Annotated in this window: 11 protein-coding genes; 5 read left to right on the top strand and 6 right to left on the bottom strand. The window is 60.4% G+C overall.

The window, feature by feature from the left end; translation table 11 throughout:
* Nucleotides 1-19 precede the first annotated feature (19 nt).
* From AC8GFZ_RS15400 to AC8GFZ_RS15380, 5 genes are all read right to left on the bottom strand, one after another.
* Complete coding sequence (locus tag AC8GFZ_RS15400; RefSeq protein ID WP_506645796.1) at nucleotides 20-1,171, bottom strand: alpha-hydroxy acid oxidase; 1,152 nt, start codon at nucleotides 1,169-1,171, stop codon at nucleotides 20-22.
* A gap of 19 nt (nucleotides 1,172-1,190) precedes the next feature.
* Nucleotides 1,191-2,867, bottom strand: coding sequence for an AMP-binding protein (locus AC8GFZ_RS15395; protein WP_506645795.1), 1,677 nt, complete (start codon nucleotides 2,865-2,867; stop codon nucleotides 1,191-1,193).
* Between the two features lie 159 nt (nucleotides 2,868-3,026).
* Nucleotides 3,027-4,478, bottom strand: a complete 1,452-nt coding sequence (gene argH, locus AC8GFZ_RS15390; RefSeq protein ID WP_506645794.1) for an argininosuccinate lyase — start codon at nucleotides 4,476-4,478, stop codon at nucleotides 3,027-3,029.
* A 9-nt stretch (nucleotides 4,479-4,487) separates the two neighbouring features.
* Nucleotides 4,488-4,901, bottom strand: coding sequence for a putative toxin-antitoxin system toxin component, PIN family (locus AC8GFZ_RS15385; RefSeq protein ID WP_506645793.1), 414 nt, complete (start codon nucleotides 4,899-4,901; stop codon nucleotides 4,488-4,490).
* Nucleotides 4,888-5,139: a type II toxin-antitoxin system Phd/YefM family antitoxin gene (locus AC8GFZ_RS15380; RefSeq protein ID WP_506645792.1), complete on the bottom strand. Its 252-nt coding sequence runs from the start codon at nucleotides 5,137-5,139 to the stop codon at nucleotides 4,888-4,890. The genes AC8GFZ_RS15385 and AC8GFZ_RS15380 overlap by 14 nt, the downstream gene beginning before the upstream one ends.
* Before the next feature lie 351 nt (nucleotides 5,140-5,490).
* Here AC8GFZ_RS15380 and AC8GFZ_RS15375 point away from each other — a divergent pair, with 351 nt between their 5' ends.
* The 5 genes from AC8GFZ_RS15375 (at nucleotide 5,491) to AC8GFZ_RS15355 (ending at nucleotide 10,341) form a co-directional block, all read left to right on the top strand.
* Nucleotides 5,491-6,006, top strand: a complete 516-nt coding sequence (locus tag AC8GFZ_RS15375; protein WP_506645791.1) for a superoxide dismutase family protein — start codon at nucleotides 5,491-5,493, stop codon at nucleotides 6,004-6,006.
* Nucleotides 6,007-6,155: 149 nt separating this feature from the next.
* The gene (gene hemC / locus AC8GFZ_RS15370; protein ID WP_506645790.1) at nucleotides 6,156-7,064 is read left to right on the top strand and encodes a hydroxymethylbilane synthase; all 909 of its coding nucleotides are present in this window, start codon (nucleotides 6,156-6,158) and stop codon (nucleotides 7,062-7,064) included.
* Nucleotides 7,065-7,105: 41 nt separating this feature from the next.
* Nucleotides 7,106-7,903: a uroporphyrinogen-III synthase gene (locus AC8GFZ_RS15365; protein WP_506645789.1), complete on the top strand. Its 798-nt coding sequence runs from the start codon at nucleotides 7,106-7,108 to the stop codon at nucleotides 7,901-7,903.
* 58 nt (nucleotides 7,904-7,961) lie between these two features.
* Nucleotides 7,962-9,026: a uroporphyrinogen-III C-methyltransferase gene (locus tag AC8GFZ_RS15360; RefSeq protein WP_506645788.1), complete on the top strand. Its 1,065-nt coding sequence runs from the start codon at nucleotides 7,962-7,964 to the stop codon at nucleotides 9,024-9,026.
* Between the two features lies 1 nt (nucleotide 9,027).
* Nucleotides 9,028-10,341: a heme biosynthesis protein HemY gene (locus AC8GFZ_RS15355; RefSeq protein ID WP_506645787.1), complete on the top strand. Its 1,314-nt coding sequence runs from the start codon at nucleotides 9,028-9,030 to the stop codon at nucleotides 10,339-10,341.
* A 46-nt stretch (nucleotides 10,342-10,387) separates the two neighbouring features.
* On the opposite strand, the gene AC8GFZ_RS15350 is transcribed toward AC8GFZ_RS15355, so the two are convergent.
* Nucleotides 10,388-13,183: an Rne/Rng family ribonuclease gene (locus tag AC8GFZ_RS15350; RefSeq protein ID WP_506645786.1), complete on the bottom strand. Its 2,796-nt coding sequence runs from the start codon at nucleotides 13,181-13,183 to the stop codon at nucleotides 10,388-10,390.
* Nucleotides 13,184-13,548 lie beyond the last annotated feature (365 nt).

The following is a 13,548-nucleotide window of genomic DNA, read 5'->3' as shown; positions in this document are numbered from 1 at the left end:
CGAGTCTGGGCTTGGCGCTTCAGGTGGGGTAGGTGCCAGGCAACAAAATATCGCGGTTGACGTTTTCGATGTTGGTGTGGCCGCAAAAGGCCATGGTCACATCCAACTCTTTGTGGATGATTTGCAAGGCCTTGGTCACCCCGGCTTCGCCCATGGCGCCCAGGCCGTAGACCATGGCACGGCCAATCATGGTGCCGCGCGCGCCCAAGGCCCAGGCTTTCAGCACGTCTTGGCCGCTGCGAATGCCGCCGTCCATCCACACTTCGATGTCAGAGCCCACCGCGGCCACGATGCCGGGCAGGGCACGGATGCTGCTGGGCGCGCCGTCGAGTTGGCGTCCGCCGTGGTTGCTCACCACAATGGCATCGGCCCCACTTTGCACCGCCAAGCGCGCGTCTTCAGCGTCCATGATGCCTTTGAGGATGAGCTTGCCACCCCATTGTTTTTTCACCCATTCGATGTCGGGCCAGCTCAAGCGCGGGTCGAATTGCTCGTTGGTCCAAGCGGCCAGTGAACTCATGTCGCTGACGTTTTTGACGTGGCCAATCAGGTTGCCAAAGCTGCGCCGCGACGTGCCCGCCATGCCCATGCACCAGCGTGGCTTGGTGAGCAGGTTGAGGATGTTGCGCAAGGTGGGCCTGGGCGGAGCGCTCAAGCCATTTTTGATGTCTTTGTGGCGCTGGCCAATGACTTGCAAGTCCAGGGTGAGCACCAAGGCGCTGCACTGCGCCACTTTGCAGCGCTCGATCATGCGCGCCATGGCATCGCGGTCGCGCATCATGTAGAGCTGGAACCAAAACGGTGCTTGGGTGTGCTGGGCAATGTCTTCGATGGAGCAAATGCTCATGGTCGATAAGGTGAAAGGAATGCCAAACTTTTTGGCGGCCTGCGCGGCATGGATTTCACCATCGGCATGTTGCATGCCGGTCAGGCCCACCGGGGCGATGCTCACCGGCATGTGGGTGGGCACACCGACCATGGTGGTGGCGGTGCTGCGGTTTTCCATGTTGACCGCCACGCGCTGGCGCAGCTGGATGGCGTGGAAGTCGTTTTCATTGGCGCGGTAAGTGCCCTCGGTCCAGCTGCCGGAGTCGGCATAGTCGTAGAACATGCGCGGCACGCGTTTCTCAGCCAAAACACGCAGGTCTTCGATGTTGGTGATCACTGGCATGGGTACTCCTGTTGCGGGCTCAAGCCCAGATCACATCTTGGTTTTGGGCATACCAAGCATCGACTTGGGTCTTGACCATGTCCTCGATGCGGTTGCGTTTGATTTTCATGGTCGGGGTGAGGCAGCCGTTCTCGATGCCCCAGGGGGCATTGGCAATCACAATGCATTGCAACTGCTCATAGTTGGCCACTTGTTGGTTGATTTGTTTGAGCAACATCCCCAACTCGGCACTGACTTGCTCGCGCGAGCCGGTTTGCTGCAATTCGAGGCGCAGCTGTTCGGCCAACACCACCAGGGCATAGGGCTGTGACTGGGCGCTGCCCGACACCATGGACAACTCGATCATCGGGTGGGCATTGAGGCGGTTTTCAATGGGTGCGGGGGCCACATATTTGCCTTTGGAGGTTTTGAACAACTCCTTGACCCGCCCGGTGATTTTGAGTTGCCCATCGGAGCGGCGCTCGCCCAGGTCACCGGTGCGAAAGTAGCCATCGGCGGTGAAAGATTCAGCGTCCAGATCGGGCCGTTTGTAGTAGCCGACCATTTGGCCGGGTGACTTGATGAGGATTTCGCCTTCAGGGCTGAGCCTGACTTCGACCCCAGGGTAGGGGATGCCCACATAGCCCGGCTCATTGAACTGCTCGGTGCCGGTGTGCGAATAGGCAAAGTCCTCGGTCATGGCATAGCCTTCGACCAGGCGCAAGCCCAGTTGACGGTACCAGCGCACCAATTCGGCGGGCAAGGGGGCTGATCCGCTGCCGGCCAAGGTGGCTTGGTCCAGGCCCAATCCAGCCAGCACCTTGCGGCGCACGATGTTGCCCAGGATGGGAATGCCCAATAAAAAGCCCAGCTTCTTGGGCGGCATCTTGGCGTAAACGCCTTGCTGGAACTTGAGCCACAAGCGCGGCACCGAAATGAAGATGGTGGGCCGGGCCCGCTGCAAGTCCATCACAAAAGTGTCGAGCGCTTCGGCAAAAAACACCTGGATCTGACCGCTGTACAAAGCCACGCTTTCGACAAATGCGCGCTCGAACACATGGGCCAGGGGCAAGTAAGACAGCATGCGGTGTGCTTTGCCCGCACCCTGGTCTTTTTCGAGGAAATCAAAGATGCCTTGGGCCACATCAGCAATGCGGCCAAAGTTGTGCATCACCCCTTTGGGTTGACCGGTGGAACCAGAGGTGTACATCAGCATGGCCAAATCGTTGGCCGAACGATGGGGTTCGCCGGTCATGGGGCTGGTTTTTGCCACGATGTCGTCCCAGCGCTGGAAAGGTGTAGCGGGCGCCAATGGCATGGCAATGCATGGCACCCCTTCAGGCACACCAGGGGCTTGATCGGGCCAAGTGTCGAGTTTGCCGACAAACAACAGACTGGACTCGCTGTGCTCGAGCACAAACCGAATGGTGTCGGCGTTTTCAGTGGGGAAAATGGCCACCGTGGTGTAACCGGCCATCCAAATGGCCAGCTCGGCCATGAAAAAGTGGGCACAGTTTTTCGACAAGATGCCCACTTTGGCCCCAGGCGGCAAGCCCTGACTTTGCAAATGCGTGGCCATGCGCCGCGCTTGGTCCATGGTTTGCGCCCAGGTGTAGGTGGCCACCTGCCCCCCACCGGTGGGTTGGGTCAAAAAAACCTGCTGGGCCAGGTTTTTTTCATGGCGATAAACGTGATCGAGCAAAGTGGATTTGGACATGGTGTTCGAAGTTCAAAGGGGTGAGGAGATGCCAGCGTTGTGTGGCCAATTCACCTGGCACACAGGTGGGCAAACAATCCGATTCATTCTAAAACCAAGGCATTCAATCCAGTCCCAGGGTTGCCCCTGATGGCCGCTGCCCCAGGAGCCCGCTTGGATTCAAGCCAAACGCTGTTGATGCCGCGCAATTTGCGCCTGCACTTGCGCGGGTGCCGTGCCGCCCACGGTGTTGCGGGCGTTCAAAGAGCCGTGCAAGCTCAACACCTCGTAAACATCTTTCTCGATGGAGGCGTGAAAGCCTTGCAGCACATTCAGCGGTAGCTCAGACAGGTCGCAGTTGTGGCTGGTAGCGGCCTTGACCGCATGGGCCACGGTTTCGTGGGCATCGCGAAAGGGCAGGCCTTTTTTCACCAAATAGTCGGCGAGGTCGGTGGCGGTGGCGTGACCTTTTTTGGCGGCGGCTTCCATGTGGGCGGCGTTGACGCTCAGGCCGCCTTCTTTGGTGCCTGAAGCGTTGGTTTGACCGCCAATCATCTCGGCAAAGATGCGCAAGGTGTCTTTCAAGGTGTCCACCGTGTCAAACAGCGGCTCTTTGTCTTCTTGGTTGTCTTTGTTGTAGGCCAGTGGCTGGCCTTTCATCAAGGTGATCAAACCCATCAAATGGCCGACCACACGACCGGTTTTGCCCCGCGCCAACTCGGGCACATCGGGGTTTTTCTTCTGCGGCATGATGGAAGAACCCGTGGTGAAGCGGTCGGCCAGTTGAATGAACGCAAAGTTTTGGCTCATCCAAATGATGAGTTCTTCCGACAAGCGGCTGATGTGCACCATGCACAGCGTGGCGGCGGCGGTGAACTCGATGGCGAAGTCGCGGTCGCTCACCGCGTCCAAGCTGTTTTGGCACAACTGCGCCTCGCCTTGGGCGTTGACCATGCCCAGGCTGGTGGCGACACGGGCACGGTCCAAGGGGTAAGTGGTGCCGGCCAGGGCCGCCGAACCGAGGGGCAGGCGATTGACGCGGTTTCGAATTTCACCCATGCGCTCTTCGTCGCGGGAGAGCATTTCCACATAAGCCAACAAATGGTGCGCGAAGCTGATGGGTTGCGCCACTTGCAAATGGGTGAAGCCGGGCATCACGGTCTGTGTGTGCTGCGCGGCGACGTCCACCAAGGCGCGTTGCAGGTTGTTGAGCAGTTCGCGGATGGCGTCAATCTCATCGCGCAACCACAGGCGCACATCGGTGGCCACCTGGTCGTTGCGGCTGCGGCCAGTGTGCAGCCGCTTGCCGGCGTCGCCCACCAGTTGGGTGAGCCGCGCTTCGATGTTGAGATGCACGTCCTCCAGCTCCAGCTTCCACTCAAACTGGCCGCTTTCAATGTCTGTCGTGATTTGCTGGAGGCCGCGTTGGATGTCGGCCAGGTCTTGCGCGTTGATGATGCCTTGCGCTTGCAGCATCTCGGCATGGGCCAAGCTGCCTTGGATGTCCGCTCGCCACAGGCGCTGGTCGAAAAACACGCTGGCGGTATAGCGCTGCACCAACTCGCTCATGGGTTCGGAGAACAAGGCGGACCAAGCCTGAGATTTGCGGTCTAGCGAGTTGGAAGAAGTCATGCGGGCATTTTAGGTGTGGGACGTTAAGGCCAGGGCGGGTGTCAACACCTGAAAGCCCTGGGGCATGGGTGCTTCCAACAAGTCTTTGTCGCCGCTCACCAAAAAAGTCAATCCTGCTTTGACGGCGGTGGCAATGAACACATCGTCACTCGGGTCACGGCTGTAGGGCAACACCTTGTCGGGTTCGACCCATCGGGCACTGGCGCTGAAGTCGTGCAACAAGCCCTCGCGCATGTCCAATGAAAGGTAAACATCGAACTTGGGCCGATAGATGCGACTGCGCAACTCTTCAAAGGTGGCGGTTGAAAAAACCAAGCACCCGTTGTTCAGGATGTGCCGAACCAAGGCGTGGGGCGCGCCTTTGCTGGATAGGGCCGCGCTGATCAGGACATTGGTGTCGAGCACCCAATCAGTCACGTTCACTCAGTAATTCATCCAGCTTGTTCTCGGTGAGGCCAGCGGCTTCGGCCAATTGGGCTGACTGCGTTAAGCGGTGCTGCAAACGATCGGCATAAAAAAGGCGCATGGCTTCATAGTCTTTGGCAGACACCATGACACCCACCACGCGGTCGTGCCTCATCACTTGTACCGGCTCACGTTGAGCGGTGTCCAAGAATTGGCCGAATTGGGTTTTGGCTTGGTTGGCGGTGAAGCTTTGCATGGGTTTAGTTTAGCGCGAATCGAACGAATTGCGCGAAATTGAAGCTGGTCCTCAGATGATTTCATTGAAATAAATGAATTGAAATTCATTTTATGAGGGGCATCGAGGATGGCTGTATGTCCTCGCGGTAAACCCCGAACACAGACACCTTGACAGTGCCTTGGTCAAACCTACAGAACAAATATTGCCAAACCCGTCGCAATGACGTTGGCGATTGCGTTGTATTTGGATAGAGCCATCGGTGAGCCAAGAATGCAGCATTCCATGATGTGAAGACTTATTTGTAAAAAAACGTTACAGTGACTTTCCTCGTGCCCAAATGCATCAACTTCTTCACCCGGGAGATTGAATATGTACAAAACATGGACTTGTTTGGCGGTTTCTGGACTGGTGGCGTGCGCTGCCCCCACGCCGGGGCCTGTGGCCGTGGCCCGATTGATGCCGACCCTGGGCAACACCACCACGGGTGAGGTGCGCTTCACCACCTTGGGCGCCAAGGTGTTGGTCGAGGCCCGTGTCAGCGGCTTGAAGCCCGGTGCCGAGCATGGGTTTCATGTGCACGAAAAGGGCGACTGCAGCAGTGGTGACGGTATGAGCACGGGCGGGCATTTCAACCCTTTGGGCCATGCCCATGGCGCGCACGGGCATGGGGTTCACCATGCGGGCGATTTGCCGTCGCTGGTCGCGGATGCCCAAGGCCATGCCAGTTTGCGTTTTGAGTCCGCCACCATCTCGGTGGGCACCGGAGCGACGGATGTGGTGGGGCGGGGTCTGATCGTGCACCGCGACCCAGATGATTTCAAAACCCAACCCACCGGCAATGCCGGTCCGCGTTGGGCCTGCGCTGTCATCCAACGATCCCCTTGAGGCTTTTGCTGACCGATGGGTTTGCGTGTGCCCCAGACCCCTGGGGTCAGTCCGCAGTCACTGTCGCCTGTTGCATGTCCATGGCGAAGCCCCAAAGTGGGCCGTGCTAGCATCTATTCGATACAAGCACCGAACCCAAAGGGAACGTTTTGAGCGCACTTGAATTGACCATCGCCACCCGTGAAAGCCGATTGGCCATGTGGCAAGCCGAACATGTCCAAGCCTTGCTCCAGCAACTGGGGCACAGCGTCAAGCTGTTGGGCATGACCACCCAGGGAGACCAAATTTTGGACCGCTCACTCAGCAAAGTGGGTGGCAAGGGTTTGTTTGTCAAAGAGTTGGAGGTCGCTTTGGAAGAGGGGCGCGCTGACTTGGCTGTGCATTCGCTCAAAGACGTGCCCATGGACATGCCCGAAGGCTTTGCCCTGGCCTGCGTGATGGAGCGCGAGGACCCGCGCGATGCTTGGGTCTCGACGCAGTTTGCCCGCTTGGAAGACTTGCCCGCCGGCGCGGTGGTGGGCACTTCGAGTTTGCGCCGCACCGTGTTGTTGCGTGCGCTGCGCCCCGATTTGCGCATTGAGCCACTGCGGGGCAATTTGGACACCCGCTTGCGCAAGCTCGATGAAGGCCAATATGCCGGCATAGTGTTGGCCGCCTCTGGCCTCAAGCGATTGGGCTTGCAAGCACGCATTCGGCACATCTTTGAGACCGAGCAAATGCTGCCCGCTGCAGGGCAGGGGGCCTTGGGCATTGAAACCCGCTCGAACCGCAGCGATGTGCAACAGGCCTTGGCCTCTTTGTCGCACCACACCTCTTGGCTGGCGGTGGCCGCTGAGCGTGCAGTCAGCCGTGCCATGGGCGGCAGTTGCTCCATGCCTTTGGCGGCGCACGCTACGGTGCAAGGTGAACAGTTGCATTTGCGTGCGGCCTGGGGGGACCCAGAGGGTGACGCCCATTTGGTCACGGCCCAGGTGTTTGGCGTCGTGGGCTCTTTGGAGCAAGCCGAGGCCTTGGGGCTGGAAGTGGCCCAGGCTCTGCGCGCTGGTGGTGCTCGGTGACGGCGCACACACCGCAGCGACGCCCCACTTGAAAGCGGTTGTTGAAACTGGTCTTGACCCGACCTGAGGCCGAGGCCCCGGCCTGGTTTCAAGTCTTGGTTGAGGCGGGGCATCAAGTGCAATGCCTGCCTTTGTTGGCCTTTGGCCCAGCACCGAATCCCCAAGCCCTGGACGATGCGTGGCAGGCGGCCCACAGCTATCACGCGGCCATGTTTGTCAGCAGCCAAGCGGTGCGTTCTTTCTTTGCTGCGAGACCGAAGCACTTGGTTTGGCCCTCGCGCTGTTGGGCCACGGGGCCGGGAACCCGCGCGGCCTTGCTCCAAGCGGGTGTGCAGCCCAGACAGATCGACATGCCGGATGCGAATGCGGTGCAACTGGATTCCGAGGCTTTGTGGGCAGTGGTTTCCCACCAGGTCAAGGCCCCATATTCAGGGCCCAACTTGTCGGTTTTGCTGGTGCGCGGCAGCGACGCACTGGCGACCCATGACGCAGCGGGACATGGCCGCGATTGGCTGGCCCAGCAACTGCAATCTGCCGGCGCACAGGTGGCGTTTGTGGTGGCCTATCAGCGCCGGGCACCCCTCTGGTCTGACAGCGACAGAGACCACGCCGCACAAGCGGCCAGCGATGGTGCGGTGTGGTTGTTCAGCAGCTCTCAGGCTTTGCAGCAATTGCAGCGATTGATGCCCGATCAACACTGGTCCCAAGCGCGGGCTTTGGCCACGCATCCACGCATTGCCGCTGCTTTGAGCATCCAAGGTTGGGGGCAGGTGGCCACATGCAAAGGCGATTTGGTGTCTGTGCGCGAAGCCCTGGCAAAGCACGCCGATTGGCGTTGAGCTGTGCGTCTGCCCAGCGGGGACAGGGCGTGTGTGCAAAGGTCAATAGAATCTCCTCATGAATTCTGAGCCAGCGACTGCTGTACCCCAAGCTGATCCCATGCCTGCCACTGCGCCTGTGTTGGAACCTGTGGCCAGGGTCTCTAAGGCATGGCTGTGGGTCTTGATCGGGGTCTGTTTGTGCGCCTTGGCCATGTCTGCCCTGTTGTGGTGGAAACTGCAAGATATCCAAGAAACTTTGGCGCGGCAAAGTGCCGACAGCGGCTCGGTGTCGGTGGAAGCGCGGGCCAGTGCCAAACAAGCCCAGGAGTTGTCGCGCGACACCGCAGCCCGCTTGGCCTTGAATGAAACCCGTTGGAGTGAAGTGGCGCTGCAGCGCAGCCAGCTCGAAGAGTTGATGCAGAGCCTGTCGCGTTCGCGCGATGAAAATTTGGTGGTTGATATTGAGTCAGCCTTGCGCCTGGCCTTGCAACAAGCCCAACTCACCGGCAGTGTGCAGCCCTTGGTGGGCGCGCTCAAGTCGGCTCAGCAGCGTTTGTCGCGTGTGGCGCAACCGCGCTTGTCACCGGTGTTGCGCGCCTTGACCCGTGATCTGGAACGGGTTCAATCGATTTCTGTCACAGATACCCCTGCCTTGTTGATGAAGTTCGACGAGTTGGTGCGCATGGTGGACGAATTGCCCTTGGCCAATGCGGTGGGCGTGGCCAAGGCGGCACCTGCGCCAGCACCCGCCAGCACTTGGGCGCGTGCCATCAGCGCCAGTTGGTGGGAGCAGTGGCTCAAGGAAGTGGGCACCCAGGTGGCTGATTTGGTTCGCATCAGCCGCATCGACCAACCCGAAGCCACGTTGCTGTCACCCGACCAAGGTTTTTTTGTGCGCGAAAACCTCAAGCTGCGCTTGCTCAATGCGCGCTTGGGTTTGCTGGCCCGCCAGTTTGAAGCCTCGCGCAACGATGTGCTGTCTGTGCGGCGCGATGTGCAGCGGTATTTTGAAGCCAGTGGGCGCAAATCCCAAGCGGCTTTGGCCATGTTGCAAGAGGTCGAGACCCAGCTCAAGCAAGTCGAGTTGCCCCGCTTGGACGACAGCTTGACCGCCTTGGCCACCGCATCGGCGGGGCGTTGAGATGAAGACCGCCATTGGCTTGGTGGCCTTGTTGGCGGTGGCCGTGGGCTCGGCTTTGGTGGTGGGCAGCAACCAAGCGAGTGTGACCTTTTTTTGGTCACCGTACCGCATGGATGTTTCGCTCAATTTGTTTTTATTGGTGTCGGCGCTGGTCTTTGTGGTCTTGCATTTGGCTTGGCGTGCCGTGGGCGGTTTGTTTGAATTGCCCCGGGAGGCCCGCCGCTGGCGCATGCGCCAACAAGAACGCGCCATGCACGGCTCATTGCTGATGGCCCAAACCCAATTGATGGCGGGGCGCTATATCCGCGCGCGCACCCTGGCCCTGGCGGCCATTGAACATGAACGGATATTGGGTCGTTTGCAAAGCGCAGAAGACCCCGGCCCTGCCCATGCCACAGAGGTTCGCCATGTGGCCCATTTGTTGGTGGCCGAATGCGCCCATGCCTTGCAAGACCGGACGGTGCGCGATCAGCATGCCCAATTGGCCTTGCAGGTGGCCGCCCACCTGCCCAAGGGCGCGGCCAGTGTCGCAGCGGCCCAAGACGCGGTGCATTTGAATGCGGCCCGGTGGTCTTTGGTGGACCGCGAGCCGACCAACGCCATGCTGTGGCTGGCCAAGTTGCCTTTGGGCAGTGTGCGTCGCACGGTGGCCTTGCGCTTGAAGCTCAAGGCGGCACGCTTGTCCCAAGACCACCGTTCTGCCTTGGAGACCGCGCGGTTGTTGGCCAAACACGGTGCTTTTGCGGCCGAGCCCGCACGCAGTTTGGTGCGCGGTTTGTTGCAGTCGGTGTTGAGCGATTGCCATGACCAAGGGCAGTTGGTCAAGGTCTGGCAAGGCTTGGATGCCAGCGAGCAAACCATGCCCGAGGTGGCGGTGCACGCCGCTCAGCGTTTATTGGCGGTGCAAGGTGAGCCCAGCTTGGCATTGGTGTGGGTGCAGCCCGTGTGGCGCGATTGGGTGCAAAGTGCCCAGCCTTGGTCGGTGGTGTTGAGCGCGGCCTTGGTCGAAGTGATCGAGCAGGCCTTGCAAAGACAAGCGCCCAGCGCTCAGTGGCTGACCTGGGTTGAGCAAGCGCGCCTGTCTATGCCGCGCCACCGTGAGTTGCAATACCTGGCGGGCATGGTTTGCATGCAACATGCTTTGTGGGGCAAAGCCCACCAGATGCTGGCCCCGTTGGCGGCCCAATTGGTGTCGCCCGACTTGCAGCGCAAGGCATATTCAGCCTTGGCTGCGCTGGCCGAACAGCGCGGCGATTCTGCTGTGGCGCTGACCATGTGGAAGCACAGCGCTCAGGTGGGCCAACAGCCACCGTGACTGCAGCGCAATAAAAAAAGGCACCCCGAAGGGTGCCTTTTTTGCATCAGGCTTGACCTGATGGCGGGTCGAAGGGCATGCTCATTTGGCGCAAGTCCTTGCGTGTCTCCACCAAGATCAACGGACCTTCGTCGAACACCACGGTGGGTGGGCGTTCACGAGGCACATGGATGGGGCGTGGTTCTGCGGCAATGGCTGCTTGCACTTGGGCCACGCGTTCTGCATTGGAATTCACCCACTCCAAACCGCTTTGGTGTGCCAAGGCATTCAGGTCTTGCAAGGGCAAGTCATAGCTGCCAATTTTGGGCATGGCTTGGCGCGATGCCGCAGGGCTTGGTGTTGCGCTCGAGGGGGCGGTTGGATGCACCATCGTGGGTGATGGGTTGACCGCGTCATCCGTTGGCCGGTCGTTGCGCTCGCGGCGCTCACGGCCGTAGCGGTCGCGTGAGCGGCGATCGCGGCGATCATCGCCTTGGGGCGATGGGTTCTGTGCGTCGTTGTCACCGACATGAGAGCCCATGGCCGTGGACTCACCTTGTAAGGCGCTGCCGTGCGGGGCCAACCGTGAGGGTTCATGGATCGCGCCCGCATCCTGCGCTTGCACGCTGGGGTTGTTGTCACCGTTGTCGTTGCCCTCGTTGGAGCGCGGACGGCGCTCACCGCGTTCGCGTCGGCCTTCGCCGCGTTCGCGCCGGCCATCGCGCTCACCGCGCGCTGGGCGTTCGGTTGCGGCAGGTGCGGGCTCCACAGCGCCATTCGTGGCCGCTGTGTTTTGCGCGGTGGTGTCCAAGGCGTTGGCTGTGTTGTCGCGCTCTGGGCGGGCGGGACGATCGCCACGCGGGCCACGGCGCTCGCCGCGTTCGTTGCTGCGCTCGCCAGGACGGGCCTCACGGGGAGGGCGCTCGGCACGGGCGGGGCGGTCGCCACGCTCTTCACGCTCACCGCGTTCTCCACGGTCCGCTCGATCACCGCCGCGATCGTTGCGGTCACCGCGGCGTCCGCCACGGCGACCATCGCCGCTTCGACCTTCGCGGATTGGTTCTTTCTTGTCGCCGGCGCTGCCAGGGGTGGATGCCGGTTGGCCAGTGGCAGGGGCCGCCGGTGTGCCGCCGCCAAACAGGCCTTTGATCCAACCAAAAAAGCCTTTTTCTGCGGGGGCTTGCGCGGCAGGCACCGGGGGCGGCTTGACCGCTGCGCTGGGTGGTGGGGCCACAGGCTTGGGCGCTGCCACGGGGGCGGGCGCATCGGGCAGCACGCCTTTGATGACGGGCGTTTGTTTGTTGGTGGGCTCTTGCGAGCGGCGGGTGACAGCGGTGGGATCTTCGATGTCCTCGGCCATTTTGTAGCTGGCCTGGATGTTGTCCAAACGCGGATCGTCGTGCTTCAAGCGCTCGAGCCGGTAGTTGGGGGTTTCCAGGGTTTTATTGGGCACCAGCAACACATTCAAGCGTTGTTTGATTTCGATTTTGGCGATCTCGGTGCGCTTTTCGTTCAACAAGAAAGAGGCCACTTCCACCGGCACTTGGGCGTGCACGGCGGCGGTGTTGTCCTTGAGGGACTCTTCTTGGATGATGCGCAAAATTTGCAGCGCCGAGCTTTCGGTGTCGCGCACATGGCCAGAGCCACCGCAACGCGGACAGGGGATGGAAGCGCCTTCGCTCAAAGCGGGGCGCAAGCGCTGGCGGCTCATTTCCATCAGGCCAAATTTGCTGATGGTGCCAAACTGCACGCGGGCACGGTCTTGGCGCAGGGCGTCGCGCAAGCGGTTTTCCACTTCGCGTCGGTTGCGCGACTCTTCCATGTCGATGAAGTCGATGACGATCAGGCCGCCCAAGTCGCGCAAGCGCATTTGGCGCGCCACTTCGTCGGCCGCTTCCAAGTTGGTGCGGGTGGCGGTTTCTTCGATGTCGCCACCTTTGATGGCGCGTGCCGAGTTGACGTCCACCGACACCAAGGCTTCGGTGTGGTCAATCACGATCGCGCCGCCCGAGGGCAGGTTGACGGTGCGGGCGTAGGCCGACTCGATTTGGTGCTCAATCTGAAAGCGGCTGAACAAGGGGGCGTCATCGCGGTAGCGCTTCACGCGGGCCGCGTATTCGGGCATGACGTGGCTGATGAACTGTTGGGCTTGTTCGTAAATGTCATCGGTGTCGATCAAGATGTCGCCGATGTCGTTGTTGAAGTAATCGCGGATGGCGCGAATCACCAAGCTGGACTCTTGGTAAATCAAGAATGCGCCTTTGCCGCCTTGGGCTGCGCCGTCAATGGCGGTCCACAACTTGAGCAGGTAATTCAAGTCCCATTGCAGCTCGGCCGCCGCGCGGCCAATGCCGGCAGTCCGGGCGATGATGGACATGCCGTTGGGGTATTGGAGTTGGTCCAGCGCTTCTTTGAGTTCGGCGCGGTCGTCACCCTCGATGCGCCGGCTCACACCGCCGCCGCGTGGGTTGTTGGGCATCAGCACCACATAGCGTCCGGCCAGGCTGACAAAGGTGGTCAAGGCCGCACCTTTGTTGCCGCGCTCTTCCTTCTCGACCTGGACCAGCATGGTCTGGCCTTCTTTGATCACGTCTTGGATGCGCGCCTGGCTGGGGGCCACACCCGGTGCAAAGTACTGTTTAGAGATTTCTTTGAAGGGCAAAAAGCCGTGGCGGTCTTCACCGTAATCGACGAAGCAGGCCTCTAGCGAGGGCTCAACCCGGGTCACCACCGCGGCATAAATATTGCCTTTGCGCTGTTCGCGCCCTTCGATTTCAATTTCGTAGTCCAGCAGCTTTTGGCCGTCTACGATGGCCAACCGGCGCTCTTCGGCTTGGGTGGCGTTGATCAACATGCGTTTCATGGCGTTCTCAATTCATTCAAAACATCACAGGCCCAAAGGGGCCAACGATGCCGAAGCCAACGCCTGAAAACGAAAGGAATGGCCGCTCTGTGCCCAGCTGACGGTGTTAACCGCCGGGTGGACTGTGAGAGGGCTCGGGGATGGGGGCGGGTTGCGCAGACCACAGCTTGCTAAGGCCGTTGGTTGGCAACCGATCACGCAAGGCTGTGGGGGCGGCGGTCGCGAACAAGCCCTGCATCAAGGATTGGAGTCCTTGGTTGCAGGCCTGCATCAGCGCCAACATCATCACCATCACCATTGCAAGATTTCTCGCTGTTATCCGAAGAAGCGGCCAATGCCGCTTCAGCTGGGGTATTCCGTTAGGG

It is taken from the genome of Limnohabitans rimovensis (SeqCode) (genome assembly GCF_965234775.1).
Lineage (GTDB): Bacteria > Pseudomonadota > Gammaproteobacteria > Burkholderiales > Burkholderiaceae_C > Limnohabitans > Limnohabitans rimovensis.
The sequence above is the reverse complement of the archived record's forward strand: the minus strand, read 5'-3'. Positions and strand labels throughout refer to the sequence as shown.

Excerpts from the sequence above, each read along its gene's own strand:
- AC8GFZ_RS15400 (WP_506645796.1), bottom strand. The coding sequence starts at position 1,171 with ATGCCAGTGATCACCAACATCGAAGACCTGCGTGTTTTGGCTGAGAAA.
- AC8GFZ_RS15395 (WP_506645795.1), bottom strand. The coding sequence starts at position 2,867 with ATGTCCAAATCCACTTTGCTCGATCACGTTTATCGCCATGAAAAAAAC.
- argH (WP_506645794.1), bottom strand. The coding sequence starts at position 4,478 with ATGACTTCTTCCAACTCGCTAGACCGCAAATCTCAGGCTTGGTCCGCC.
- AC8GFZ_RS15380 (WP_506645792.1), bottom strand. The coding sequence starts at position 5,139 with ATGCAAAGCTTCACCGCCAACCAAGCCAAAACCCAATTCGGCCAATTC.
- AC8GFZ_RS15375 (WP_506645791.1), top strand. The coding sequence starts at position 5,491 with ATGTACAAAACATGGACTTGTTTGGCGGTTTCTGGACTGGTGGCGTGC.
- AC8GFZ_RS15360 (WP_506645788.1), top strand. The coding sequence starts at position 7,962 with ATGAATTCTGAGCCAGCGACTGCTGTACCCCAAGCTGATCCCATGCCT.
- AC8GFZ_RS15355 (WP_506645787.1), top strand. The coding sequence starts at position 9,028 with ATGAAGACCGCCATTGGCTTGGTGGCCTTGTTGGCGGTGGCCGTGGGC.
- AC8GFZ_RS15350 (WP_506645786.1), bottom strand. The coding sequence starts at position 13,183 with ATGAAACGCATGTTGATCAACGCCACCCAAGCCGAAGAGCGCCGGTTG.